This window comes from Burkholderia cepacia complex sp. TUM26381 (assembly GCF_057439935.1).
Window position 1 is genome coordinate 901853 of record NZ_CM172007.1, and the last position, 26188, is coordinate 928040.

The window sequence follows — 26188 nt, forward strand, 5'->3', positions numbered from 1 at the left end:
AGTGACTACGAACTGGATCGACGCGGTCGCGCCGGAAGCGGTGCGCACCGACGGAATACTCGGCGTCTGGGTGGGCGGGCGCGACATCGCGCTCTATGCGGTCGGCGACGAGATCTTCGCGACCGAGAATCAGTGCACGCATGGCGAAGCGCGGCTGAGCGACGGTTTCCTGCTCGACGACGAGATCGAATGCCCGCTGCATCAGGGGCGCTTCAGCGTGCGGACCGGCATCGCGCTGTGCGCGCCGCTGACGACGTGCGTGCGCACCTATCCGGTGAAGATCGAGAACGGCCGCGTGTTCGTGCAACTCGCACAGGCCGATGCGGCGGCGCCGGCGGAGGTGCGGTCATGAGCGCTTACGTGGTGTTCGATATCGACGTGCACGACGCCGACGCATACCAGGCGTACCGCCGGCTGGGTGCACCGACGGTGGCCGCGTACGGCGGGCGCTTCCTGGTGCGCGGCGTCGAAGTCGAGACGCTGGAAGGGGACTGGACGCCGAAGCGCGTCGTCGTGCTCGAATTCGAGTCGGCGGAGCGCGCCCGCGAGTGGTATCAGTCCGACGGCTATCAGGCGGCGAAGCGGCTGCGCGAGCCGGCCGCGCGGACGATCGGTATTCTCGCCGACGGCTACGTGCCGGTTGCCAGCGATCCGCGTTAAGCGGTACAGGTGAAGGGGCTCCGCGCCGGGTTGACCGGCGCGGAGCTTTTTTCATTTCGGGATGCAGAACAGTCAGGCCGGCGGCATCGATTCGTCGGCAATGGCGGAGGGCGATACGCGCCGGCGGATGCCCGCGCTGCCTGCCGGCGGGCCGGCTACCCGGCCGGTCGATCCCGCCGGGCGAGACGGGTGCCCGATAGTTCCGCGCGCACGATCTCGCCCATGCCGTTGCCCGGCGCATGCAGTGGCTGCACCTGCGCGGGCGTGTCATGCCATCCGGGAAGCGAGTCGAAGGGCCGTCGCGACCGGACGGCGTTGCGGTTGCGGCGCCCGTCGGGCGACGCTGCCGGCGCTGGCCGCGTCTCGCAAGCCGTGCGCGCAGCGGCCGCGAGCCGCGCACCGCGGCTCATGCGTCACGCATGGCGGTAGCGGATCGACCAGACCGTCAGCAGCGTCGCGCCGAACAGCAGCAGGCAGCCGAACGAGAAGTCGTTCAGCGCGAGCATGTGCGCTTCGACGTCGATCGCATGCGCAACCGACGCGAGCGCGCCGGACGGCGACAGACCCGCGTGATCGAGCCGCGCGAACCAGTCGCCGGCCGCGAAATCGTACGGCGTGATGTGGTCGACGAGATAGGTGTTGTGCACGCGGGAGCGGCGCTCGAAGTAGGTCGGCGCGACCGACGTCGCGACGCTGGTGCCGATCCGGCGCAACGCGTTCTGCAGCCCGGATGCCGCCGGTAGCCGTTCGCGCGGCAGCCCGGCGAGCGACAGCGACACGAGCGGCGTGATGAAGAACGCGGTGGCGGCGCCCATCAGCAGCGAATTGGCGGCGATGTCGCCGAGGGTCACGTCGCTGTTGAAGTGCAGGCGCCAGAACGATGCGGCGCCCCAGCCGACGAGCGCGACGGTCGCGAGCAGGCGCGGGTCGGTGCGGCCCTGGAAGCGGCCGAGCAGCGGTGCGATCACGATCCCCGCGACGCCGAGCGGCGCGGTGGCGATGCCGGCCCAGGTGGCCGTGTATCCCTGCTGGGTTTGCAGCCACAGCGGCACGAGCACCAGCGCGCCGAAATAGAGCCCGAAGCCGACCGTGATCGCGAGCGTGCTCGTCGTGAAGTTGCGGTCGGCGAACAGCCGCAGGTCGACGATCGGATGGTTGTCGGTCAGCTCCCAGAGGATCAGCGCGATGAACGACGCGGCGCCCACGACCGCCAGCACGCGAATTTCGTTGGACGCGAACCAGTCGAGATTCTGGCCGCGATCGAGCAGCAACTGGAACGAACCGAACGCGGCGGTGAGCAGCAGCAGCCCGACGAAGTCGACCGGCAGGCGCCGCGTGGCGTTGTCGCGTCCCGCCAGCAGCCGCCCGAGCACGCCCAGCACGAGCACGCCCGGCGGCACGTTCACATAGAAGATGTACGGCCAGCTCAGGTTGTCGGTGATCCAGCCGCCGGCGATCGGTCCGAGCACCGGCGCGACGAACGTCGTGGTCTGCCACACGGCCAGCGCCACGTGGCGGCGCGTCGACGGGAACACCGCGAGCAGCAGCGCCTGGGACAGCGCGGTGATCGGGCCCGACGCGGCGCCCTGAAGCGCGCGAAACAGCAGCAGCGACTCGAAGTTCGGCGCCATCCCGCACAGGATCGACGTGAGCACGAAGAGCAGCACCGACAGGCGAAACAGCCGCACCTGGCCGAAGCGCTGCGTGAGCCAGCCGGTCAGCGGCAAAGTGATCGCGAGCGGCGTCGCGAACGAGGTCAGCATCCAGGTGCCCATGTCCGGCGCGACGCCGAGATCGCCCGCGATGGTCGGGACGGCGACGTTCGCGATCGTCAGGTCGAGCGTCTGCATGAAGTTCGCGACGCTGACCGCGATCGCGACGAGCGCCAGCGGCATGCCGGCGAGGGGCTCCAGCGGCAGTTTCGGCGCCGCGTTCCGGGCGAAAAAGCGCATCGTCAGGCTCCCGGTGCGAGCGGGCGGGCGCCGCTGTTCGCGCGGATCGTCTCGGCGACGAGCGCGTCGCCCGCTTCGTCGTCGTCACGATAGATCGACGTGGCGTCGATCGACCGGCGCACCTCGGGGGGGCGGGCCGGCGTCGACGCCGATGCGGTGCCGCGGCCCTGACCGACCGGCACCGATGCCGTCATCGACAGGCCGATGCGCAGCGGATGCGCGCGCAGCTCGTCGGGATCGAGCGCGATCCGGACCGGCACGCGCTGGACGACCTTGATCCAGTTGCCGGTTGCGTTCTGCGCGGGCACGGCTGCGAACGCGGCCCCCGTGCCGGCTTCGAGCCCGACGACGCGCCCGTGGAACACCACGTTGCTGCCGTACAGGTCCGAGAACAGCTCGACCGGCTGCCCGGCTTGCACGCCGCGCAGTTGCGATTCCTTGAAGTTGGCTTCGACCCACACGTGATCGAGCGGCACGAGCGCCAGCGACGGCGTGCCGGGCGCGACGTGCTGGCCGACCTGCACGCTCCGGCGCGTGACGAGCCCGCCGAGCGGCGCGCGTACTTCGGTGCGACGCAGCGCGAGCGCCGCGCTGCGGACCCTGGATGCCGCCGCGCGCACGAGCGGGTTCGTGTCGATCGACGTGCCGTCGGTGTGCGCGAGCGTCGCGTCGTAGGCGGCCTGCTGCGCGTTCAGCGCGGCCGCCGCGCCGTCCATCGCATCCCGCGCATGGCGAAGATCCTCGCGCGACACGCCGCCGTCCTGCGCGAGGCTCAGCCGGCGCTGCAGATCGTCGTTCGCCTTGGACAATTCGGAGCGCCGCAGCCGGATCTGCGCTTCCTCGCGGGTCGCGTCGGCATGCGCGGTGCGGTATTCGCGCACCGCGTGGGCGAGCTGGGCGACCGCTTCGTCCAGCGCGAGCCGGGCATCGGTCTTGTCGACGCTGAAGAGCAGGTCGCCCGGACGAACCCAGTCGGCGTTCTGCACGCGCACGGCGTCGACGGTGCCGCCGATCTGCGGCGAGATCTGCACGACGTCGCCGGACACGTACGCATCGTCGGTCGTTTCGGTGCCGCGCGTGGTGGCCCACGCGGCGGCGGCGATGCCGGCAACGCCGGCGAGTCCGATGAAGAACCAGCGGAAGTAGCGACGGCGCGCGCGTTGCAGCGAGGGCTCGGCGGCGGGAGATTCGGGACGGTTCATTGCGTGACTCCAGTGGAAGAGGTGCCGCCGAGCGCGGCGATCAGGCGGGCGTGCTCGATCGCGAACGACGCGTCCGCACGGGCGACCGACGCGCGATCCTCGAGCAGCCGGCCTTCCGCGAGCAGGACGTCGAGGTAGCCGGAAATGCCTTTGCGGTAGCGCTGCGTCTCGACGGCGTAGGTCTGTTGCGCGCGCGACAGCGCCTCGCGCTGAAGCGCGCGCTGCCGGCCGAGCGTGTCGATCTGGACGAGCGTGTCGCTGACCTGTGCGAGCGCGTTGACGACGGTGTCGTCGTACGCCGCGACGGCGGCGTTGTAGGCAGCGGTTTGCGCCCGCAGGCCGGCGCGCAGGCGGCCGCCCTCGAAAATCGGCAGCGTGATCGCGGGGCCTGCGCCGAACGTGCCGCTGTTGCCGTGGAACAGCGCGCGGAAGCCGAAGCTCTGCACGCCGGCGAAGGCCAGCAGGTTGACGTCCGGATAGAACGCGGCGCGCGCCGCGTCGATGTTCGCTGCTTCGGCTTCGACCTGGTAGCGCGCGGCCAGCACGTCCGGACGGCGGCCGATCAGCGCCGCGGGCAGGACGGCCGGCATCGGCAGTGCGGCCGCGGGCGCCGCGGCGGGCGTCAGCGCATCGGCGTAACCGGGGCCGCGGCCGACGAGCGCGGCGAGCCGATGGCGCAGCCGGGCCGAGGCGGCCGCATGCGTGTTGATGTCGGCCTGCGCATGCGGAATCGGTTCGCTCGCCCTGAGCACGGCGACCTGCATGTCGAGACCGGCGTCGGCGCGTTGCGACGTGAGGCGCAGCAGATAGCTGTGCTGCTGCAGCGTATCGCGCGCGATCGCGAGCAGTTGCTGTTCGAGCGCGAGCTGCAGGTAGGTTTCGACGATCGCCGCCTGCAGCGACACGGTGGCCGCGTGTTCGAGCGCGCGCTGCTGGTCCGCGCGCAGCGCGGCGGCGCGCGCCAGCGCGTGCTGCCGGCCGGCGATGTCGAGATTCCACGACGCGCCGAGGAGCGCCTGCGCGTCGACCTGCCAGTGTCCGGCCGCGGGCGGCGGCGTCCGGTAGCTGCCGGGCAGGCGTGTCGGCACCGCGCTCACGGTCGCGCCGAGTTGCGGCAGCAGCGCGGCGCTTTCGACGTCGGCGTCGGCCAGCGCTTGCGCGACGCGTTCACGCTGCGCTTGCAGCGTCGGCGCGCCGGCCAGCGCGTCGTCGACGAGGCGATCCAGCTGCGCATCGCCGAACGCGCTCCACCAGCGTTCGGCGATCGCCGGCGAGCCGGCGCCGGCGGAACGGATCGCGGTGCCCGCATCGAGTTGCTCGACGGGGGTGATGCGGGCCGCCGGGCGTTGCGGGCCGAACGGCGCGCAGCCGGCGATCGCGAGCGCGGCGAGCGCGGGAACCAGGCGGCGCGAGCCGCGCGCTCGGTCGATAAGGAAGGGCATGATCGGTTTCCTGTCGTGCGATGGCGAACGATTCATATCTAAAAATATATCTTTAGATATTATTCGACGATCGGCAACTGGCAGAAATGGCAGTTCGCCGCAGCAGCCGGCGTCGTTGCAACAGTTGAAAAGGGGGGCGGATCGAGGGGGCGGATTACGCGACGGCAAGCGCGTCGAGCGCTGCCGCGAGCGTTTGTGCGACGGACTGGCCCGACGTATCGATGCGGCAGTGCGCGCATGCGCGGTACAGCGATTCGCGCGCGTCGTGCAGCGTGGCGAGCGCCGCGCGCGGATCGGCGACGTTCAGCAGCGGGCGGGAGGCGTCGTCGCGCGTGCGGTGCCACAGGGTGTCGAGATCGCTCGCGAGATGGATCACGAAACAGCGCTGGCCAAGCCGGGCGCGCGTGTCGTCGCGCAGCACGGCGCCGCCGCCGGTCGCGAGCACGAGCGCGGGCCCGCGCGTCAGCATGTCGATGACGTCGGCTTCACGGGCGCGGAAGTCGCCCGCATGGAATTGCGCCGCGACGGGCGCGCCGAAGCGGCGTTCGAGTTCGCGGTCGGCGTCGACGAACGGCAACGCGAGCGCGCGGGCCAGTGCGCTGCCGAGGGTCGTCTTGCCGGCGCCGGGCATGCCGACGAGCGCGATGCGCGTCGGGCCTGCCTGCGGGCGCGCGCTCACAGGCGGCTCCGCAGCGACGGGGCGCGGCGGGTCACCGCGGCGATCCGCTGGATCCGGACGAAATTCGCGAGCGGGTCCAGCGCATCGGTGATGAAGGTGTGAGGCGCGCCGGGGGGCATGTCCAGCGCGATGCCGGCGACCACGAGCGTGCCGTCGTACAGCGCGTCGGCCAGCGCGCCGATGCGGGCGCCAAGCGTCGGCGTCGCCGCGCCGAGATCCGCGACGACGCGGCGCGAGCGCGGCCAGTCGACCGGCTCGGCCGGGCGTGCCGGCCAGCGTGCCAGCAGGCCGCCGGGTAGCGGCGCCGCGGGCCGCGCCGCGCCGGTTTCGAGCACCTGCCAGGTCAGCGGCGCCGCGGGCAGGCACGCGCGCCAGCGGCCATAGGCGGTCGCCGCGGTGTCGCCGATCGCCACCGCCGGAAGCCTGAGACGCGCGCAGCGCCGCAGCAGGCACGCGGTGCCGGCGGCATCCGGCGTGCCGCGCACGAACGGCAGCAGCTCCAGTTCGCCGTCGTATTCGGCGCGCAGCGCGCGCAGCCATCGTCCGGCGGCGAGCGGCACACATCCCGCCGCGGCGATGCCGCACAGCACGAGCAGGCGATCGTCGCGGCCGTCGCGAATCGCGAGCAGCCGGGCGGCGATGGAGGACGACGCGGGCACCATCGTCATCACGCGTCCGTGCCGTCGTCATGCGCATCCGTGTCGCCAGCGGCACGCGGATAGGCGCCGAGCACGCGCAGTTCGGATGAGGCGAGCGCGATCTCGTCGAGCGCCGCGCGCACGTTCGGATCGAGCGGATGTCCGCCGAAATCGATGCAGTACCGGTACGCCTGGCCAGCCGCGCGTGCCGGCCGCACGTCGACCCACAGCAGCGGCGCACGATGATGGGCGAGCGCATCGAAGATGCGCGCGAGCGCGTCGGGTGCATCGGTCGGCCGCAATACGATGCTCGTGCGGTCGTGGCCGGTCGGCGCCGGTGCCTGGCCGCCGACGATCACGAAGCGCGTGCGGTTGTCCGAGTGATCCTGGATCGCGCGGGATACGATTCGCAGTCCGTAGAGTGCGGCTGCCGGTTCGCCGGCGATCGCCGCGCAGTCGTACAGATGCGCGGCCTCGCGCGCGGCCACCGCGTTGCTGGATACCGGGATGCGGCGCAGGTCGGGTGCATGCGTGTCGAGCCACGCGCGGCATTGCGCGAGCGCCTGCGGATGACCGACCACGCTGTCGACGCCGTCGAGCGATCCGCTCGCGCTCAGCAGGCAGTGCGCGACGGGCAGTTCGATTTCGCCCGTGACGGGCGCCGCCTGGGCGATCAGCAGATCGAGCGTGCGCGTCACGCTGCCTTCGGAGGAGTTCTCGACCGGTACGACCGCGCATTCCGCGTCGCCGCGCGCGAGCGCTTCGAATACCGCGTCGATCGTCTCGTGTGCCTGCCCGCGTGCGAATTCGCCGAAGTGACGCAGCATCGCGGCTTCGGTGTAAGTGCCCGAGGGGCCGAGGAACGCGACCGACGGCAGCGATTGCGCGTCGCGGCTCGCGCGGAACAGCGTCTGCCAGATGGCTCTCAGGTCGCGGTCGCGCAGCCCCCACGGCGCGCGCGCGCACAGCTCGGCGACGATCGAAGCTTCGCGGGAAGGCTGCCGTACTGCGAGCCCCGCATGCCGCTTGAGATGACCGATCTCGGTGGCGTGAACGATGCGCTGGCCGATCAGCGCGAGCAGTTCGTCGTCGATCACGTCGATCTGCGCGCGGCGGCGCGCGATCGCATCGTCGACGGACGACGGGGCGGCCAGTTCGGACGTCGTCATCGCGTTTCGATCCGTGAAGTCGGGGAGGCGGCCGGCCGGCGTGCGGCGTCGTGCGCGGCTGCGCCCGGCTGCACGCGCGCGACGGCGCGTTCGTATTCGTCCGCGAGCCGCTCGACGATCTCGGCGACGCTGAGTACCGCGTCCATCGCGCCGACGCCCTGGCCGGCGCCCCAGATGTCGCGCCACTGCTTCGCGCCGCCTTCCGGCGAGAAATCGAGTTGCGCGCCGTCGACCCGCGCGAGCCGGCGCGCATCGAGCCCGGCCGCCTCGATGCTTTGGCGCAGGTAGTTGCCGTGGACGCCGGTGAACGCATCGGTGTAGATGATGTCGGCAGCGTTGGCTTCGACGATCGTGTCCTTGTACCGCTGCACCACGTTTGCTTCGTGCGACGCCAGGAAGCGTGTTCCGATGTACGCGAAGTCGGCGCCGAGCGCGCGCGCGGCGGCGATCGCGTCGCCGGTCGCGATCGCGCCGGACAGCGCGATGAAGCCGTCGTAGAAGCGCCGTACTTCCGTGACCAGCGCGAACGGCGACAGCGTGCCCGCATGGCCGCCCGCCCCCGCCGCGACGAGGACGAGGCCGTCGACGCCGGCTTCCAGCGCCTTCTGCGCATGCCGTACCGTCGTGACGTCGTGCAGCACGATCCCGCCGTAGGCGTGGATCGCATCGACGACGTCGCGCGACGGTGCGCGCAGGCTCGTGATCATCAACGGGACGCGCCGTTCGATGCAGATGCGCAGATCCTGTTCGACGCGCGGATTCGACGGATGGCAGATGTGGTTGACCGCGAACGGTCCGACCGGCGCGTCGGGATGGGCGTCGCGGTAGGCGCGCAGCGTACCGTCGATCGTGTCGATCCAGTTGCCGAGCTGCGTGCTGAGCCGCGCGTTGAGCGCCGGAAATGCGCCGACGATCCCGCTCTTGCACTGGGCGAGCACCATCTCGGGATAGCTCGCGATCAGCATCGGAGACGCAATCACCGGCAGCCGGAGACCCTGCAGCGGAAGCGGAATCATGGTCGGGCTCCGGCTCGTTAGCGTGCGAGCGCCGCGCTGTCGCGCCGCTCGTCGAGACGGCGATGGAAGCCGTCGCGGCTGACGGCGCAGCGCGTATGCACGCCTTCGCCGACGACACCCACCGCATCGCGCACTTCGACCCGGTACGTCATCATGCGGCCGTCGACCTCGATCAGTTCGGCATCGATCGTCACGTCCCATTCGGGCGGCGTCGGTGCGAGATGCTTGATCTCGAAGTTGTAGCCGACCGTCATCTGTCCGGCCGGCAGCAGGTGATCGGTCGCCTGCATGCAGGTCTGTTCGATGAAGATGATCATGATCGGGCTCGCGAGCGCGTGCGCTTCGCCGCCCCATTGATCGGCGAGCGAAATCGTGTCGACGCGGTGGGTGGCGCGGGCGCGCAGGCCAGTCTGGATAGTCAAGGGAAGCTCCTCGAGGGGGGATGAAAAGGGTGAGCGGTCACGCCGCGCGCGCCGTGGCGGCCGCGCGTCGTTGCAACTGGCTGAAGATGTTCCGGTAATGCATTTCCTCGGTGCCGCCGGCCGAGCCCATCGCGAGCGCGTCCGCGACGAAGGTGGCGAGCGGGCCGCGCCGGTAGCCGTCGCTACCGTGAATCGCGAGGAGGTGCAGCGCGGCCTGTGCGAGATCGCGTGCGCCCGCGAGCTTCGCGATCGAGCAGTTCGCGAGCGCTTCGGGGTGCTGACCGATGAGCAGGTCGAGTGCGGCGCGGGCCGTCCAGCGTGTGCGTTCGATGCCGACGTGGACGTCGACCAGCCGGCGCTGGACGTGCTGATGCGCGTCCAGCGCGACGCCGAGCGTCTTGCGGCCGCCGGCGTGCGCGAGTGCGTCGGCAAGGAACGGCTGCGTGACGTTCGCGCACAGCAGGCCGAACAGCGCGCGATTCATCGACGCGATGTCCATCAGCAGGCGCAGTCCGTCGCCGGGCGCGCCGAGCAGTTCGTCGGCGTCGACGTGCACGCCGGACAACGTGAGGTCGCCGATCGGCAGATCCGCGACGCCGAACGTCGCCTGCGGCGCACTGCGCTGAACGCCTTCACGTTCGGGATCGATCAGCACCAGCGCGGTGGTCGGCTTGCCTTCACCGGTCAGGGTCGCGACGATCATCATCAGGCGCGCTTCGGGCGCGTGGCTGATGTTGTACTTGTGGCCGTCGAGCCGGTAGTGGTCGCCGTCGCGAACGACGCATGTTTCGAGCGCGCGCACCTCGGTGCCGGTGCCTTTCTCCGAGATCGCCGTGGCGCCGATGGCGCCGGACAGCAGCTGCGGCAGATGCCGTGCACGCTGCGCGTCGGAACCGTAGGAGACGATTGCGCGAATCAGCGTCGCCTGATTGGCGAGCGCCATCGCGAAGCCGACCGAGCGCAGCGCTGCGGCGATCGCCTCGAACGCATCGATGAAGTCGTGCCACGTGCCGCCCGCGCCGCCGAGTTCGCGCGGTACCGGCAGGCGCCACAGTCCCGCATCGGACAATGCATCCCAGGCAGCGCGATGGAAAGCGCCGGAAGGGGCGGACCGCGCATGGCGTTCAGCGATGTCGCGATACGTGGCGGTCGTCGTGTGCTGTGCTTCGCTGGCAGTGAGAGTCATGTCGGGGAGCGAGACGTTGCATGGATCGTGTCGCCAATCTAATGAAAAGCCCCCGGACGAGAAACTGTCAGTTATCGCACTCCGGTGCAGCGCCGCCTTCGACGTCCGGATACACGATCGTGCCGTCCGGCCGGACGACTGCGCCGGCCGTGAGGCGCGCAGGCTCCACGCGATTGCGGCCCATGATGTGCAGTACCGTCTCGCCGCGCGCGATCAGGTAGTCGGACACGATGCGCCGGTGACAGCGCCACCACACGGCTTCCGAACACATGATCGCGCAGCGCTGCTCGTGCCCCCGTGCGATCAGCTGATCGAGGCCCGAACGAAATTCCGGCGACAGCGCGTAATCGGCGTAGCGGTGGAAGCTGCGGTTCGTCCAGAAATCGTTGACGTCGTCGGGCACGTCGCGCGATTTGCCGCGCAGGCCGCCGAGTGTCGCGATGTGTTCGTACGCAATATCGTCGGCCGCCAGTGCCTCCGGCAGCGTCGCTTCGTTGAACTGAGGATGGGTTCGCGAGCGCGTCATCTTGCGGATATCCGCGAGTAGCGCGATCCCGGCCGCATCGAGCAGGCCGACGAATTCGTCGAGCGTGCGGTTCGAATGGCCGATCGTGTAGAACGGGTACCGGTACGTTGACTTGTCGGACAACGACTAAGTAGGAGCCAGGCTGTTCGCTACAAGCGCGACGGTGAAGAGGCTGGAGGCTGCGTCGCCGAGCAGCGTAATTCGGTCGCTGAGCATGTTTGTCAGTATCCGAAGCGTCGCGTACTCATGAATCCGGGTCGACCCTCACACACGAAATGGCAACTTGTGGGTCGGAGTTGCGATACTTTGCTTACCACGGCCTTTCGGAATCACCGCCAGGTGCTGCGTGACAGGGGAATACCCTGTCTTTTTTTTTCTCCCAAAAAGTATGTATGATGACCTATCTTTTGCAATATTTACTAATTAAGGGCGCCGGAAAATCCATATCGCCACAAGGAAATTCGGCACGTTTACAGGCAGGAATGCGAACGGGATCACCTACCTGATTCGAGGTGCGTGCCCCGGCGGCAGGTAAAGCGGAGCGCGCTCGCATCCAGTCGTCAAATTCCGCGCGAGTGATGGTCGCGTGCCGCCGGGGCGGCCGCCGCTCGCGCCATTTGCAGGCGGTACCTACACATCATGTCCAGGAAGTCATCCATCAGCGGAGCGGCCGACCTGCAGCGCAGGCAGTGGCTCAAGGTCGCGGGCGCGTCGGTCGCGGCGGGCGGGCTGGCACTCGGCGCCGCACGGGCGAAGGCCGATGCGGCGCCGGCCGTCGGCCATGACGCAGGCGTGCTCGACGTTGCAATCGTCGGCGCCGGGCTGGCCGGCCTGACGGCCGCGCGGGACCTGCGCTACGCGGGCTGCGAATCGTTCGTCGTGCTCGAGGCGCGCGATCGCGTGGGCGGCCGCACGCTGAACTACGACGTTGGCGGCGGGTATGTGACCGAGGTCGGTGGCCAGTGGATCGGCCCGGGCCAGACGGCCGTCGCCGATCTCGCCCGCGAGTTGGAAGTTGGCACGTTCCCGAGCTATTACGCGGGCAAGACGGTCATTCTCGGTGGCGACGGGCGCGCGGAGATCGACCTGCAGGGCACATTCGGCACCGACGAAACCGTCGCGGCGAAGCTGAGCAAGTTGTCGCGCGACGTGCCGTCCGGTGCGCCGTGGACGTCGCCGAAGGCCGGTGAGCTCGACCGGCTGTCGGTCGGCGACTGGCTCGCGACGCAGGGCATCAAACCGGAAGACCGGATGGGTTGGAACTCGTCGATCTCGCTGTCGGGCGGCGTCGCGCCGGCAAAGATGGGGCTGCTGCACTTTCTGTCGATGATCAATTCCGCCGACTGCGATTACTCACAGCTCGACTCGATCAGGCACAGCGCGCAGGAAACGCGTTTCGTCGGCGGCTCGCAGATCCTCAGCATCCGGATGGCGCAGCAACTGGGCGACAAGGTGCGGCTGTCGTCGCCGGTGCGCCGGATCGTCGGCTGGGATCGCGACGTCGTCACGCTGGAAACCGATCGCGGCACGGTGCGCGCGAAACAGGTCGTGATGGCGCTCCACCCGGCGCTGTGCCACCAGGTGCAGTTCGACCCGCCGCTGCCCGAAGGGCGCAACGCGCTGCAGCGCGCGTGGCCGGCCCATTCGCCGGCGCGCAAGACGGCGATGGTCTACCGCCGCCCGTTCTGGCGCGATAAGGGATTGAACGGCCACCTCTTCCAGACCGACGGGCCGATCTTCTGGGCTTACGACAATTCGCCGCCGGGCGGCGAGATCGGCGTGATCAACGCGTTCGTCCGGAATGCGCTGGTGCCGTCGGACCCGCAGGCCGCGAAGCAGATGCTCATGGATCTGTACGCGCAGGCGTGGGGCGACGACGCGCGCGCGCCGGTGTCATACCACGACCGCGACTGGGGGCTGGCCGACCCGTGGACGCTCACGTGCATATCGGCGATTCCGCCCGGCTTCTGGAGCGCGCACGGCGAAGCACTGCGCGCGCCGTGCGGCAACCTGATCTGGTCGGGTACCGAGACCGCGAACATCTGGGCCGGCTACATGGACGGCGCCGTTCGATCGGGTCACCAAAGCGCGCTTCAGGCGCTCAATGCGTTGCGTCGTGCTTAGGAGAGCGAAGATGAAGAAACGCATACTGCTGCTCGCGGCGCTCGTGGTGATTGGCGCGCTGCTGGCGTTCTATGGGCCGACGCTGCTCGGCTTTTACCGACTGCAGAACCATATCGATACGGCGGCACAAGCCGACGAGGCCGACGGCGGCCCGTGGCCGCGTGTGACCGACGCGTGCATGAACTGCCACGGCGTGAAGGGTACGTCACTCAGCCAGGCGTATCCGAGCCTCGCCGGCCAGCCGACCCAATACGTCACCGGACAGCTTCGCGCTTTCGCGAGCGGGCAACGCGCGAACCCGACGATGGGTCCGCTTGCGATGACGATGAGCGAAACCGAGATCGCTCGTCTGGCCGAATACTATGCGAAGCAGGCGCCGGAGGATAACCGCTATTTCAAACCGGACGCGCGGCTGCGCACGAAAGGCGAGCAGCTGGTGACGGGCGGCGCGTGTGCTGCCTGCCACGGCGCGCGGCTGACGGGGCAGGCACAGTTTCCGCGTCTGGCCGGGCAGGGCTACGACTACCTGCTCGCGCAGCTCGACGCATTCGCGAACGGCTCGCGCACCGAGGCGACGGGCACGATGCAGCGCGTTGCGAGAGGGATGTCGGTGGCCGATCGTGCGGCGGTCGCGACGTATCTCGCGAGCGCCAGCCCAGGCAAACAGTGAATCATCGAACGCAATCGACCTCGGGAGTTCTCATCATGGATCACAGATCACTTGTCCTTTGTCTTTCCAGCGCGACTCTTGCGGCGACGACCGGCGTGTACGGCTTCAAGTTCGTCCGCAAGCGCAACTTCCTGCTCGGCTTCGAGTGGTGGATCGTCACGATCTCCGCATCTAATGCAGTGATCTTCTTCGCGACAGAATCGCCGGTGTCGTATTTCATATCGCACTTTCTCGACGCCTTCTCGCGCGGGTTCGGGATGCCGGTAATCGCGGTCGCAGGCCTGATGGCCGTTACGCACGGCTACCGGCCATCGATGCGGCAGGACGTGACGCTGTTCGTGCTCGCCACCCTCGGGACGATCGCGCTGGTGGCCGGCACTTTGGGACACGTGCTGCCGTACTTCTACGTGACAATGTGGACGCTGATGTCGATTTATCTCGCCGGTTTCGTGTTGCGGCTCGTGCGTACCGGCCACGTGCTCCATGCGCTGACGACGACGATCGCGCTTGTCGGTTCTCAGGCGATCGCGTGCATCTACGATTTCTACAAGATCCCGGGCGAAGAAACCAACATCGTGTTCAATTTCTACGTACTGGCGCTGCTGATGTGGTCATATCTGACCGCTGCCCTCTATTACGCGTATTGCGCGCTGGAGAAAGAGAATGGGCGCAGTCGGGCTGGAGCTTCTGTGTTGTCGTATCCGAAATGAATAGCTGTACTTATAACATGATCGAGGTTCGTAAATCGTGGCCGACCGGAGACGGAGCGTGCCGATGGACGCGCCTCGCCTGACCCGTGCACAGCGGCGACGCGCGACGCGCGAGCGCCTGATCGACGCCGCGCAAGTGATTTTCGCGGAGAAAGGGTATGCGGCTGCGAGCGTGGAAGACATTGCGGTGGCGGCCGGGCATACACGCGGCGCGTTCTACTCGAACTTCCGCAGCAAGACGGACATGCTGTTCGAACTGCTGCGGCGCGATCACGACGAGGCTGCGGCTACGTTGCAGCGGATTGCCGATACGCATGACTCGGCCGACGGTGCGCAACACGCGATGCTCGCGTACTGGCGGCGGTGTACCGCGCGGCATGCGCCGCGCCTGATGTGGCTCGAAGCGCAACTCCAGGCGGCGCGCGACCCGCAGTTCCGTGCGCGGTTCGGCGCGTTCCTGCGCGACCGGCAGGCGCTGGCGGTCGCCTGCATCGACGCTTACGCGGCGCGCGCCGGCGTGTCGCTGCCGTTGCCTGCACAGGTGCTGGCGCTCGGCCTGACCGCGTTGTGCGACGGCGTGCAGTCATGCCGTGCGGTCGATGCGTGGGGCACCGACGACACGCTGGCCGACGCGGTGCTGGTCGGCTTCCTGACGCACACGGTGTTCGGCTGCGTGCGCGGATGACATTGCGACGAAGTCGCGGTCGTGCTTCGTCGCACGCTTGTATGAAGGCCGAAAGCCGATTGTCATGACGGGCGAGAGCCCGTCGCGATGCGCGTTCGATCATGCAGACGAAACAGGGAATACCCCGGCTTTATCTTTTTTGTGGTTTTGTCATGATGACCTAACATAGTCATCATGTTCCACTGAAGGTGCCGGCTGTGATGGATCGCCGCCGGTGATTGTTGGACGAATCAGGAGATTGACGATGGACGCAGTGACGCGGAAGGCCTTCTTTGAGAATGGGGCCGTACTTATCGAAGGGGTGCTCAACGAAGAACAGCTCGCGCAATGCCGTGCAGCGTTCGACTGGGGGATGGAGAACCCGGGCCCGATGGCGTCGACGCTGCTCGACGGCACTGAGTACAAGTCGCACAACGACAACGCGAATCCGTATGCGAAGGCGCGGCTCGACGAACTCGTCGGCACGCTCCCGTTCGGGCAGTTGTTCGCCGATCTTTGGGGCTCGAAGCACGTGTGGTACTTCGCGGAAGAGCTGTTCATGAAGGGCGGCGGCAAGAGCGCGCGTTCGCCGTGGCATCAGGACACGTCGTACCTGCCGTGGCAAGGGATGCACTTCGGCAATGCGTGGATCAGCTTCGAGGGCGTGCCGAAGCGCAATGCGCTGGAGATCGTGCGCGGCTCGCATCGCGGCGTACGCCACGACGGCACCACGTTCCAGAACGCCGAGGATCCGACCGACCCGTTGCACGGCGGCGACGTGTGGCCGCGCCTGCCGAACATCGAAGCCGAGCGCCGCGCGACGCCGGATGCGTACGACATCCTGTCCTGGGAAACCAAGCCGGGCGACGTGCTGCTGCTCCATCCGGGCGTGCTGCACGGTGGCGGCGCGGTCGATGCGGCGTTCCCCGATCGCCATACGCTCGTGCTGCGCTTCTTCGGCGACGACGCAGTGTTCAGTCCGCTGCCCGACGAAAGCCGCTCGGGCTTCACGCCGGCCGGCGTGCTGTTCGTCGAGGAACTCGCCGGGCTGAAGGCTGGCGATCCGTTCCGCGCGCCGTGTTTCCGTCAACTCGTCTGAGCAGGGAGACTTTGATCATGACAGCAACCCCGAAGCGGCAATCGATTGTTCCGTCCGCGTTCCAGCCCTGGTACGACGCGTACCACTTCTCGCCGGCGACACGCGTGGGCGACCTGATCTGGGTCTCGGGCCAGGTCGGCCTCGACGCGCAGATGAAGCCGGCCGACGGCGTACAGGCGCAGGCACGGATCGCGTTCGAGTGCCTGAAGATGATTCTCGAGGAGGCCGGTGCGAGTCTCGCCGACGTCGTCGAGCTCACGACCTTCCATACGGATCTGCAGAGCGAGACCGAGGGTTTCGCGGCAGTCAAGGACGCGTATTTCCCGAACCGCTATCCATCGTGGACCGCGGTCGGCGTCACGCAACTGGCGTTGCCGGGACTGTGCGTCGAGATTCGCGCGGTGGCGGTAGCAGGTTCGGGCAGGGACTGACGGCGGTAGCGGTGGATTTCCGGACGGACTCGCGTTCTACATGAATCGCAGTCCTGAAGGAAAGATGAAAGCGAATCACCGAAAGCAATGCGATCGGCAGGCGGCCGGCCGGAACCCGGCCGGCTGCGATCAGGGAGCGACGCCGTCGTCGGCTGACGACGGCGATCGAAGCAAACGCGTTTCGCCCACAACGGGCGAGCGAAGGCGGAGTGGGAAGGAGAACCGTGATGAAGAAGCATCGTTTCTGGGCTGTGTCCGCGATCGCGGCAGCAGCAAGTGTTGCGATCGGCACCGCCGTCGCGGCGGACGACCTGACGCCGGCCGGCGCCGACCGCGCAGCGAGCAAGGACGGCACGGTGCCGGCCTATGCGGGCAAGCAGCCGCCCGATGCAGGCTGGGAGTGGGGCAAGGTGCGCGGCGATTTCTGGAAGCATCGCAACGAGAAGCCGCTTTATTCGATCGATGCGGCCAACGTCGACAAGTACGCGGACAAGCTGTCGCCTGGCCAGGTCGCACTGATCAAGCAGAAGAAGGGCTACAGGATGGAGGTCTATCCGTCCCATCGCGAATGCCAGTTGCCGGACGTCGCCGAGCAGAACTCGAAGGCGAACCTCACCGCGGCCAAGCTGGATTCGACTGGCGAGAACCTCGCATCGGCCGTGTTGCCGGGTGTGCCGTTCCCGCAACCGAAGAACGGCGTCGAAGCGATCCTGAACTATGAGATGCGCTATCGCGGCGTAGGCGTCGACTGGGCGCAGGTCGCCACGGCCATTTCGCCGCGGCCGGGCAGCAGCGAATGGATCGATGCAGTCGGACCGCAGACCCTTTACTTCCCGTCCGCGAAACTCGGCAAGAGCTCACCGCAGGACGTCGACCAGCTGAGCATGGCCGTCTATTTCCAGATGAACTCGCCCGCCGCGCTGGCCGGGCAGGCCTTCGTCCAGCGGCAGTACTTCAACAAGGATTCGGAAACCTACTACTACTTTCCGGGCCAGCGGCGCGTGCGACGCATGCCGGCTTATACGCACGATGCGCCGTTGATCGGGTTCGAGAACCAGTACCTGATCGACGAGGGGAACATGTTCAACGGCTCGCTCGACCGGTTCAACTGGAAACTGGTCGGCAAGAAGGAAATGATCGTTCCGTACAACGCGTTCGGCATGTACAAGTTCAAGAGCAAGCTGCACGACGTCGCGACACCCGACGGCCTTGCTGCCGCGAACCGTCGCTACGAGACGCACCGCGTGTGGGTCGTCGAGGCGACGCTCAAGCCGAGCGCGCGGCACGTCGCGTCGAAGAAGGTGTTCTATCTCGACGAGGACAGCTGGCTCGCGCTCGTCGGCGAGGACTACGACGCGCAGGGCAAGTTGTGGAAGGTACGGGAAAGCTACCCGATTCCCGTGTGGGAAATCGGCGGCACCTGCGACAACGAGCCGCTCGCGCAGTACGACATGATCAACGGCCGCTACGTGTTCGACGCGTCGTCCATCGGTCAGGGCAAGGACATCCGCTGGCTCGAGCAGCCGGACGACCCGCGCTTCAAGTCCGATTTCTACTCGGCGGAATCGCTGCGCTCCGTAAGCGAGCGTTGACGGGAGTCAACTGACGAACACAAGGACCGGCGCGCGCGACGCGCCGGCATTGAACAGGGGAGGAGCGGATCATGGAACCGGAACGGATAATCAGGAATGCTACGGTATGGATCGCGGTCGCGGGTACGGGCGCTGCGGCGTCTAGCGCCTACGGCTACGATTTCACGATGGGCAATGGTGACCTGCAGGGCTCGTGGGTGACGAACTTGACGGCCGGCGCCGGTATCCGGACCAAGAACCCGAGCTGTTCGCTCACCGGCGATCCGAATGCATTCGGCTGCGGCGCGGCGGCGAACACCAATCAATGGGGCTACGCGGACAACGGCGACCTGAACTACCGGAAAGGCCAGCCGTTCAGCACGTACATCAGCGCGACCAGCGAGCTGCTGCTGAAGATGCCGAGTGAAGGGCTGAAGTTCATGGTGCGCGGCACCGGCATGTACGACTTTCTTGCCGGCAATACGAACCGCACACCGTTGTCGAGCACGGCCGCCGCGCAGGTGGTGTACAACGCTCAACTGCTCGACCTGTGGGCGCAGAAGGATTTCACGATCGGCGGGCGCAACGCGCACGTGCGGCTCGGCAACCAGGTGATCAACTGGGGCGAGAGCATGTTCGCGCAAAGCGGGATCAACGCGACGAACTCGATCGACGTGCAGAAGCTGCTGATTCCCGGCTCGCAGCTCAAGCAGGCGCTGCTGCCCGCGCCGATGGTGAGCTTCGCTTCAGACCTGTCGCACGGGTTCAGCACCGAGGCCTATTACCAGTTCCAGTGGAACGGCAACCGCTACCCGCCGGTCGGGTCGTACTGGTCGGTGACGAACGGCTTCGGTCGCGGCGCGGAACCGTTCACGATCAACACGAACAACCTGAACGTGACCGGCCCGAGCGCGGGCACGATCGCCAACGCGATCGGCGGACCAGGCGCGGCCGGCAACCAGGACACGCTCAACGCGATCAAGAACGGGCTCGTGAACGGCACGTATGCCGGGCCTCCGTTCAACGACATCGGCCTGCCGAGCACGACGAACCTGCCGGCGAAATACCGGCCGCAGTTCGGCGTGAAGTTCAACTACTCGCCGCGCTCGTTCGACGCGAACTTCGCGTTCTACTACCTGAACTACACCGACAAGTCGCCGGTGCTCGCGTCGCTCGCGAACGGGACCGAGCAATGGTCGTATCTCGGCCGGCGGCAACTGTTCGGCGTCAGCGCGAACTTCGGGCTCGGACCCTGGGCGATCGGCACCGAGCTGTCGTACCGGCCGCGCGACGCGGTCGCGCTGTCGAGCTGCTACGGCGCAGGTGGCCCGCTCGACCTGAACACGAACGGCGTGGCCGGCACCGACTGCCAGCAATGGGTCGACAAGAAAAAATTCCAGTACGACATCAACGGGCTGCTGGCGCTGACGCGCAGCGAGTATCCGTTCCTGAAGCTGCTCGGCGCCGATTCGGCTGCGCTGACCTGGGAACTGACCTGGATCTACTACCCGGGCCTCGGCTCGAACGTGACGCGCACGATCGACGGGCAGACCGTCACGCAGGTGCCGCAGACCGGCTACCTGCCGTGGCTGAACAACGGGTCGGCGGCAGGTTACCCGATCGGGATGGGGCAGGGCACGTCGAGTTCGGTCGGCGCGACGATCGATTTCAACTGGACCTATGACGGCTCGTTGATTCCCGGCTGGCAGGTCACGCCCGGCGTGACGTTCTCCGACGGCCTGTACGGCTATACGCCGACGTTCACCGCGAATTACATGCAGGGCGCGAAGTCCGTGAACGTCTACGTGCTGTTCAACCAGAACCCGCCGAACTGGCAGGCCGGCATCAACTTCACCGCGTTCTGGGGCGGCCACAACACGGTGGGTCAGCCGTACGCGGACCGGAATTTCGTCGGGTTGTTCGTCACGCGGAATTTCTGACGACGGCGGGATCGCGGGCGGCGTGCGTCGCGCGTCGCCGCAACACATGAGGGAGTAAGGTCGTGCTCAATCGTCTGGTCAGTCGCCTGGAAAGGCTTTTCTTCGGTCATCGCGCGCTCGTGCTCGTGGCGATCGCGTTGTTCACTGTTGCGATGGCCGTGTTCGCCGTGCAACTGCGCATGGATGCCGGTTTCGAAAAGCAGATGCCGATCGGGCACGAGTACATCCGCACGTTCCAGCAATACCGGAACGACCTGCTCGGTGCGAACCGGATCACGGTGGTGGTGCGGGCAAAGCAGGGCTCGATCTGGACGCCGGCAGGACTGACGCGGCTGTACAAGGTCACGCAGGCGGTCACCTACCTGCCGAACGTCGACCGGATCGGCGTGCGGTCGCTGTGGACGCCGAATGCGTTCGTCAACGAGGTGACCAACGAAGGCTTTCGTGCGGAGCCGATCATTCCCGGCACGATCACACCGGACCAGCTGACCCCGGAAGGCGTCGCGAAGATCCGCCGCGCGACAACGCTCGGTGGTTATGTCGGCACGCTCGTGTCGCACGGCGAGGACAGCGCGATGATCACCGCCGAGCTGAATGAGCGCGACAGCGCCGGCAAGGTGCTCGACTACGTCGCCTTCAACCGTTTGCTCGAACAGAAGATCCGCCAGCCGTTCGAGGATGCCGGCTACGAGATCCAGATCATCGGCTTCGCCAAGCAGATCGGCGATATCGCGGACGGCGCGACGGCCGTGCTCGGCTTCTGCGCGGTCGCGTTGCTGCTGACCACGCTCGCGGTGTACTGGTACTGCCATTCGGTGCGCTTCACGGTGTTGCTGATCGCGTGCTCGCTGACGTCGCTCGTGTGGCAGTTCGGCACGCTGAAGCTGCTCGGCTTCGGCCTCGATCCGCTCGCGGTGCTGGTGCCGTTCCTCGTGTTCGCGATCGGGGTATCGCACGGCGTGCAGCAGGTGAACTTCATCGTCCGCGAGATCGCGCACGGGCAGAGTTCGTTCGATGCGGCGCGACACAGCTTCAGCGGCCTGCTGATTCCCGGCGTGCTCGCGCTGATTACCGCGTTCGTGTCGTTCATCACGCTGCTGCTGATTCCGATCCCGATGGTGCGTGAGCTGGCGATCACCGCGTCGCTCGGTGTCGCGTACAAGATCGTCACGAACCTGATCCTGCTGCCGGTGGCCGCGTCCTGCTTCAACTTCACGAAAACCTATGCGGACAACTCGCTGAAGCGCGCGCAGCAGCGCGCGAAGCCGCTGCGCGTGCTGGCACGGGTGGCCGAGCCGAAGTACGCGGGCATCGCCGTCGTGCTGACAGTGGCGATCTTCGCGCTGGCTGCCTGGCAAAGCCGCGACCGCGTGATCGGCACGTTGCAGCCGGGCGCGCCCGAGTTGCGCGCGGACGCACGCTTCAACCGTGACGCCACTGCGATCGCCGGGAACTACGACATGGGGCTCGACTGGTTGACGGTTGCAATCGAATCGAACGGCAAGGCTTGCGACAACCCGGCGGTCGGCCTGTACGAAGACGACTTCTCCGCCGCGATGCGGACCGAACCCGGCGTCGTCTCGGTGCAGTCGTACTCGGCGATGCTGCGCGCGTACAACCAGGGCTACAACGAGGACTTCCCGAAGATGAACGTCGTGCCGATCGATCCCGAGAACTATGGGGCGGTGTCAGTGGACGTGTCGCGCGTAAAGGGCTACATGAACCGCGACTGCGGGATGACGGCCGTCCATCTGTTCCTGACCGACCACAAGGCCACGACGATTAACCGCATCCTCGACGACGTGAAGCAGTATCGCGCGTCGCATCCGTTCCCGGGCATCACGGTGCGCCTTGCGGCGGGCAATGCGGGTGTGCTGGCGGCGACCAACGACGAGGTCGAAAAGAGCGAACTGCCGATGATGCTCTACGTCTATGCGGCGATCCTGATCCTCGTATTCCTGGCCTACCGCGACTGGCGCGCGATGCTCGCCTGCTGTCTGCCGCTGTCGGTCGCGACCTTCATCGGCTACTGGTTCATGAAGGAGCTGCAGATCGGGCTGACGGTCGCGACGTTGCCGGTGATGGTGCTGGCCGTCGGTATCGGCGTCGATTACGCGTTCTACATCTACAACCGGCTGCAGGTGCATCTCGCGGGCGGGCAGGACATCGTGAAGGCGGTGCAGCACGCGATGCTCGAAGTGGGCGTCGCGACGATCTTCACTGCGATCACGCTGGCGATCGGCGTCGCGACGTGGAGCTTCTCGGCGCTCAAGTTCCAGGCCGACATGGGCAAGCTGCTCGCATTCATGTTCATCGTGAACCTGGTGATGGCGATGACCGCATTGCCCGCGCTTGCTTCGCTGCTCGAGCGCTGCTTCCCGCGCCGCAAGCCTGCCCGTGCGCCGGGCCTGTTCAGCCATTGAAGCTTGTGATCATCCTGACGGAGATTCGATCATGGTCAAGACGTTAGCTGTTTGCGCCGCACTTTGCATCGCGGCGGCAGCCTTCCCTCGATTTCGTGAAGCGGCCGCGGGCCCGGCCGCGACGGCTCATGCGTTCGCGAACGACGCAAGACGCGTCGGTGTGCGCAACACCGCGGTCGACGGAGCGGGCGTCGCACCGTCATCGAACGACGGCAACGCCGAACGGCAGGCGGCGGTGCCGGGTGCGGGCAGGCCGCCGATCGTTGTGCTCGGCGTAGCGCATGCCGGCTGGTCGGATCTGTTCAACCACTGATGCCCGCGCACACCACTACAGAGACTCACCATGATCAAGACGCTAGTTGCCTGTGCCGCGCTCTGCGCCGCCGCCGCTGCCTTCGCGCAACCGCAGGACGGAACCGTCGCGGCCTGGGCCGCAAAGCCCGCGCATGCGTGGACCGCACCGACGCACATGATGCTGACCGACGCAGCGCGCGCCGGATCGCGGATCGTCGCGGTCGGCGAGCACGGCATCGTGCTGTTGTCGGACGATGACGGCAAATCCTGGCGGCAGGCGCGGCGCGTGCCGGTGTCGGCGACGCTGTCGGCGGTGTCGTTCGCCGATGCGAAGCACGGCTGGGCCGTCGGCCAGTGGGGCGCGATTCTGGCGACCGCCGACGGCGGCGACACGTGGGTCACGCAGCGGCTCGACACGTCGGTCGACCAGCCGCTGTTCTCGGTGCTGTTCACGAACGCGCAGGACGGCATCGCGGTCGGGCTGTGGTCGCTGCTGCTGCAGACGCATGACGGCGGCAAGACGTGGGCGCGTACGACGCTGCCGAAGCCGCCCGGCGGCGGCAAGGCCGACCGCAACCTGTATCACGTGTTCGCCGACGCCACGCACGCGCTCTACATCGTGTCCGAGCAAGGGATGGTGCTCAAGTCGTCCGACGGCGGCGCGAACTGGGCCTATCTGCCGACCGGCGGCAAAGGCACGTTGTGGACGGGCGTCGTGATGCCCGACGGCAGGATCGTGGTGGGTGGGCTGCTCGGCAGCCTGTTTGAAAGCCGCGACGGCGGCGCGACGTGGGCCGCGCTGAACGTCGGCACGCATAGCTCGATCACCGATCTCGTCGCGACGGGTGGCGGTCTGGTCGGTGTCGGCCTCGATGGGCTGACGTTCGCGCAGCGCGTCGCGGGCGGCCCGTTCGACGTCGCGCAGCGCGCCGATCGCGCGACCCTCACTGCCGCGCTGATCGATACGCGCGGCAAGCAGGTGCTGTTTTCGCAGGACGGCGTGCTGGCTGCACCGTGAGTCGAAACAGCTTCAGATAAACAAGGAAGGATGGAGCACTTGAAATGAATCGCAAGTACAAGCCGGACGTAAAGACCCGGCGTCAGATACTGCGCCTCGCGGCAGTGGGCGCCGCGTCGCTCGCGGCCGGCGACGTGTCGTTCGCGGAAGGCGCTGTTACGGCCTCCGCCGATCGGGGCGTGTTCGATGTCGTCATCATCGGTGCCGGGCTTGCCGGGTTGACCGCCGCGCGCGACCTGAAGCGTGCCGGATGCGAGTCGTTCGTCGTGCTCGAGGCGCGCGATCGCGTCGGCGGCCGGACCTTCAACCACGACCTCGGGCATGGCGTCGTGTCGGAAGCCGGCGGTCAGTGGATCGGCCCCGGGCAGACGGCGATCGCCGATCTTGCGCGCGAGCTCGGCGTCGATACGTTCCCGACTTATTACGTGGGCAAGACGGTCGTGCTGGCCGGCGACGCGCGCGTCGCCCAGGATTTTCACGGCGGCTCGGGCGGCGACGACGCGATCGGCGCGAAGCTCGGCGCGCTCGCGCGCGGCGTGCCGTCCCGCGAACCGTGGACCGCGCAGCACGCGGCCGAACTCGACAAGTTGACCTACGGCGACTGGCTGCTCAAGCAGGGCGTGACCTACGAGGACGGCTACTTCCTCGGCCTCGCGGCGAAGCTGTCGCTCGGCGGTGCACCGGCGCAACTTGGGCTGCTGCACTACCTGTCGGTGATCAACAGCGCCGACAGCGACTACGCGAAGCTCGAATCGATCAAGGGCGGCGCACAGGAAACGCGTTTCGTCGGCGGCTCGCAGGTGTTGAGCCTCCGGATGGCGAAAGAGCTCGGCGAGAAGGTGCAACTGTCCTGCCCGGTGCGCAAGATTTCGGGCTGGGATCGCGACCTGGTCGACGTGCAGACCGATCACGGCGTGATCCGCGCACGGCGCGTGATCGTCGCGCTCAATCCGGCGCTGTGCAACCAGATCGTGTTCGATCCGCCGCTGCCGAACGGCCGCGCGCAACTGCAGCGGAACTGGCCGGCCAACGCGCCGATGCGCAAGACGGTGCATGTGTACGAGCGGCCGTTCTGGCGCGACGATGGCTACAACGGGCAGATCTTCGAGGTCGGCGGCCCGGTCTTCATGGCGTACGACAACTCGCCGCCGGACGGTTCGGTCGGCGTGCTCGCCGCGTTCGTCGCGCCGGGCGCGTTGCCGGCCGAATCGAAGGCCGCCGAACAGATGCTGTCGGCCATCTTCGCGCGCGCGCTCGGCGACAAGGCGCTGCACCCGACGCAGTTTCACGACTACGACTGGGGCCGCGTCGATCCGTGGACGCTGCAGTGCATTCACCCGCTACCGCCTGGCTTCTGGACGAAGTGGGGCAAGTATCTGCGCCCGGAGGCGGGCCGGCTGATCTGGTCGGGCACCGAGACGGCCGATGTCTGGCCTGGCGCGATGGACGGCGCCGTGCGCTCGGGGCATCGCGCGGCGCTGCAGGCGCTCGGCAAGCTGGCCGGCCGCGGCGGGGAGGTCTGAATGAAACGAACCTGGATGATCGGCGCCGCGCTTGTGGTGGCGGGCGTGGTTGCCGCAGGCGTGCACTACGGGCCTGACCTCGTCGACGGCATGCGTTACCAGAAGGCGATGACCGCGATCGGTGATGCGGACAAGGCCAACGGCGGCGCATGGCCGCAGCCGCAGGAGACGTGCTTCTTCTGTCACGGCGTGCACGGCCAGGCGCAGAACGCGTGGTATCCGTCGCTGTCCGGGCAGCCGGCCACATATATCGCTGCACAACTGCGCGCGTTCGCGACCGACCAGCGCCGCAACGCGTATATGGGGCCGCTCGCGCGCGAACTCGACGACGCGAAGATCGATGCGCTGGCGACCTATTTCGCGCGGCAGGCGCCGGCGCGCAACGAAGCCGTGGCGGCCGACGCCGCGCTCGACACGCGCGGGAAGGCGCTGGTCGAGGCCAGAAGCTGCCAGGCGTGTCACGGCGCGGCGCTGACAGGCAAGGATCAGGCGCCGCGTCTCGCGGGCCAAGGGCAGCTTTACCTGGAAGCGCAGCTCGTGGCGTTCCGGTCGGGCGAGCGGCACGACCCGACGGGCGCGATGAATGCATTGGCTGCGACGTTGTCGGTCGACGATACGCGCGCCGTTGCGCACTACCTGGCCGGCCTGTCGCCGGACAGTGCCGGCGGTGCGGCCCGATGATGCGCGTAGGTTGTCAGGGCCGGGAATACCCTGCCTTTTTCTGCGCGCCTATTTTTGGCATAGTGACCTATGATTGTTAGTGTTTTCTATAAAGAAACGCCCCCGATGTGAAGCGGCAGTACCCGACGTTCGACTCAACCGATTTTTG

The 26188-nt window shown here is 67.6% G+C and carries 25 protein-coding genes; 15 read left to right on the top strand and 10 right to left on the bottom strand.

Annotated features, from left to right (window positions below; translation table 11 throughout):
• The first annotated feature begins 1 nt into the window (after position 1).
• Positions 2-352 carry a non-heme iron oxygenase ferredoxin subunit gene (locus ACWMMN_RS20820; protein WP_059239619.1) on the top strand — a complete coding sequence of 117 codons (351 nt, stop codon included), beginning with the start codon at positions 2-4 and terminating at the stop codon, positions 350-352.
• A complete protein-coding gene (locus ACWMMN_RS20825) occupies positions 349-660 on the top strand; it encodes a DUF1330 domain-containing protein (protein WP_059239621.1) in 312 nt (103 codons plus the stop codon). Before ACWMMN_RS20820 ends, ACWMMN_RS20825 begins: the two co-directional genes overlap by 4 nt.
• 413 nt (positions 661-1073) lie before the next feature.
• On the opposite strand, the gene ACWMMN_RS20830 is transcribed toward ACWMMN_RS20825, so the two are convergent.
• The 10 genes from ACWMMN_RS20830 to ACWMMN_RS20875 form a co-directional block, all read right to left on the bottom strand.
• On the bottom strand, positions 1074-2612 hold the full coding sequence (locus tag ACWMMN_RS20830; RefSeq protein ID WP_256086091.1) for a DHA2 family efflux MFS transporter permease subunit: 1539 nt from the start codon (positions 2610-2612) through the stop codon (positions 1074-1076).
• A gap of 2 nt (positions 2613-2614) precedes the next feature.
• On the bottom strand, positions 2615-3814 hold the full coding sequence (locus tag ACWMMN_RS20835) for an HlyD/EmrA/EmrK family protein (protein WP_174992426.1): 1200 nt from the start codon (positions 3812-3814) through the stop codon (positions 2615-2617).
• Positions 3811-5256: an efflux transporter outer membrane subunit gene (locus ACWMMN_RS20840; RefSeq protein ID WP_486423880.1), complete on the bottom strand. Its 1446-nt coding sequence runs from the start codon at positions 5254-5256 to the stop codon at positions 3811-3813. Before ACWMMN_RS20840 ends, ACWMMN_RS20835 begins: the two co-directional genes overlap by 4 nt.
• 154 nt (positions 5257-5410) lie before the next feature.
• A complete protein-coding gene (locus ACWMMN_RS20845; protein WP_174992424.1) occupies positions 5411-5935 on the bottom strand; it encodes a shikimate kinase in 525 nt (174 codons plus the stop codon).
• Positions 5932-6603, bottom strand: coding sequence for a hypothetical protein (locus ACWMMN_RS20850; RefSeq protein ID WP_486423881.1), 672 nt, complete (start codon positions 6601-6603; stop codon positions 5932-5934). The genes ACWMMN_RS20845 and ACWMMN_RS20850 overlap by 4 nt, the downstream gene beginning before the upstream one ends.
• Positions 6603-7742 carry a prephenate dehydratase gene (pheA, locus tag ACWMMN_RS20855; RefSeq protein WP_059239630.1) on the bottom strand — a complete coding sequence of 380 codons (1140 nt, stop codon included), beginning with the start codon at positions 7740-7742 and terminating at the stop codon, positions 6603-6605. The genes ACWMMN_RS20850 and pheA overlap by 1 nt, the downstream gene beginning before the upstream one ends.
• On the bottom strand, positions 7739-8758 hold the full coding sequence (locus tag ACWMMN_RS20860; protein WP_256086093.1) for an NAD(P)H-dependent flavin oxidoreductase: 1020 nt from the start codon (positions 8756-8758) through the stop codon (positions 7739-7741). The genes pheA and ACWMMN_RS20860 overlap by 4 nt, the downstream gene beginning before the upstream one ends.
• A gap of 17 nt (positions 8759-8775) precedes the next feature.
• The gene (locus tag ACWMMN_RS20865) at positions 8776-9180 is read right to left on the bottom strand and encodes a thioesterase family protein (protein ID WP_034180561.1); all 405 of its coding nucleotides are present in this window, start codon (positions 9178-9180) and stop codon (positions 8776-8778) included.
• A 37-nt stretch (positions 9181-9217) separates the two neighbouring features.
• Positions 9218-10366, bottom strand: coding sequence for an acyl-CoA dehydrogenase family protein (locus tag ACWMMN_RS20870; RefSeq protein ID WP_340624718.1), 1149 nt, complete (start codon positions 10364-10366; stop codon positions 9218-9220).
• A 67-nt stretch (positions 10367-10433) separates the two neighbouring features.
• On the bottom strand, positions 10434-11015 hold the full coding sequence (locus ACWMMN_RS20875) for a DUF488 domain-containing protein (RefSeq protein WP_486423882.1): 582 nt from the start codon (positions 11013-11015) through the stop codon (positions 10434-10436).
• 516 nt (positions 11016-11531) lie between these two features.
• Here ACWMMN_RS20875 and ACWMMN_RS20880 point away from each other — a divergent pair.
• The 13 genes from ACWMMN_RS20880 to ACWMMN_RS20940 all read left to right on the top strand — a co-directional run bounded on the left by ACWMMN_RS20880 (position 11532) and on the right by ACWMMN_RS20940 (position 26040).
• On the top strand, positions 11532-13016 hold the full coding sequence (locus ACWMMN_RS20880) for a flavin monoamine oxidase family protein (RefSeq protein WP_486423883.1): 1485 nt from the start codon (positions 11532-11534) through the stop codon (positions 13014-13016).
• Positions 13017-13026: 10 nt separating this feature from the next.
• A complete protein-coding gene (locus tag ACWMMN_RS20885) occupies positions 13027-13686 on the top strand; it encodes a c-type cytochrome (RefSeq protein ID WP_486423884.1) in 660 nt (219 codons plus the stop codon).
• 35 nt (positions 13687-13721) lie between these two features.
• Positions 13722-14396: a hypothetical protein gene (locus ACWMMN_RS20890; protein ID WP_486423885.1), complete on the top strand. Its 675-nt coding sequence runs from the start codon at positions 13722-13724 to the stop codon at positions 14394-14396.
• 64 nt (positions 14397-14460) lie between these two features.
• Positions 14461-15081, top strand: a complete 621-nt coding sequence (locus ACWMMN_RS20895; RefSeq protein WP_486423886.1) for a TetR/AcrR family transcriptional regulator — start codon at positions 14461-14463, stop codon at positions 15079-15081.
• Positions 15082-15325: 244 nt separating this feature from the next.
• Positions 15326-16159: a phytanoyl-CoA dioxygenase family protein gene (locus tag ACWMMN_RS20900; protein ID WP_282508809.1), complete on the top strand. Its 834-nt coding sequence runs from the start codon at positions 15326-15328 to the stop codon at positions 16157-16159.
• 17 nt (positions 16160-16176) lie between these two features.
• Complete coding sequence (locus tag ACWMMN_RS20905; protein ID WP_486423887.1) at positions 16177-16590, top strand: RidA family protein; 414 nt, start codon at positions 16177-16179, stop codon at positions 16588-16590.
• A gap of 227 nt (positions 16591-16817) precedes the next feature.
• Positions 16818-18182 carry a DUF1329 domain-containing protein gene (locus ACWMMN_RS20910; protein ID WP_486423888.1) on the top strand — a complete coding sequence of 455 codons (1365 nt, stop codon included), beginning with the start codon at positions 16818-16820 and terminating at the stop codon, positions 18180-18182.
• A 71-nt stretch (positions 18183-18253) separates the two neighbouring features.
• On the top strand, positions 18254-20101 hold the full coding sequence (locus ACWMMN_RS20915; protein ID WP_282508812.1) for a DUF1302 domain-containing protein: 1848 nt from the start codon (positions 18254-18256) through the stop codon (positions 20099-20101).
• 62 nt (positions 20102-20163) lie between these two features.
• Positions 20164-22524, top strand: a complete 2361-nt coding sequence (locus ACWMMN_RS20920) for an efflux RND transporter permease subunit (RefSeq protein WP_486423889.1) — start codon at positions 20164-20166, stop codon at positions 22522-22524.
• On the top strand, positions 22499-22837 hold the full coding sequence (locus tag ACWMMN_RS20925) for a hypothetical protein (protein WP_348995701.1): 339 nt from the start codon (positions 22499-22501) through the stop codon (positions 22835-22837). Before ACWMMN_RS20920 ends, ACWMMN_RS20925 begins: the two co-directional genes overlap by 26 nt.
• Positions 22838-22867: 30 nt before the next feature.
• Positions 22868-23836 carry a WD40/YVTN/BNR-like repeat-containing protein gene (locus tag ACWMMN_RS20930; RefSeq protein ID WP_486423890.1) on the top strand — a complete coding sequence of 323 codons (969 nt, stop codon included), beginning with the start codon at positions 22868-22870 and terminating at the stop codon, positions 23834-23836.
• Positions 23837-23880: 44 nt separating this feature from the next.
• Positions 23881-25359 carry a flavin monoamine oxidase family protein gene (locus tag ACWMMN_RS20935; protein WP_486423891.1) on the top strand — a complete coding sequence of 493 codons (1479 nt, stop codon included), beginning with the start codon at positions 23881-23883 and terminating at the stop codon, positions 25357-25359.
• A complete protein-coding gene (locus ACWMMN_RS20940) occupies positions 25360-26040 on the top strand; it encodes a c-type cytochrome (RefSeq protein ID WP_486423892.1) in 681 nt (226 codons plus the stop codon).
• Positions 26041-26188: the final 148 nt, after the last annotated feature.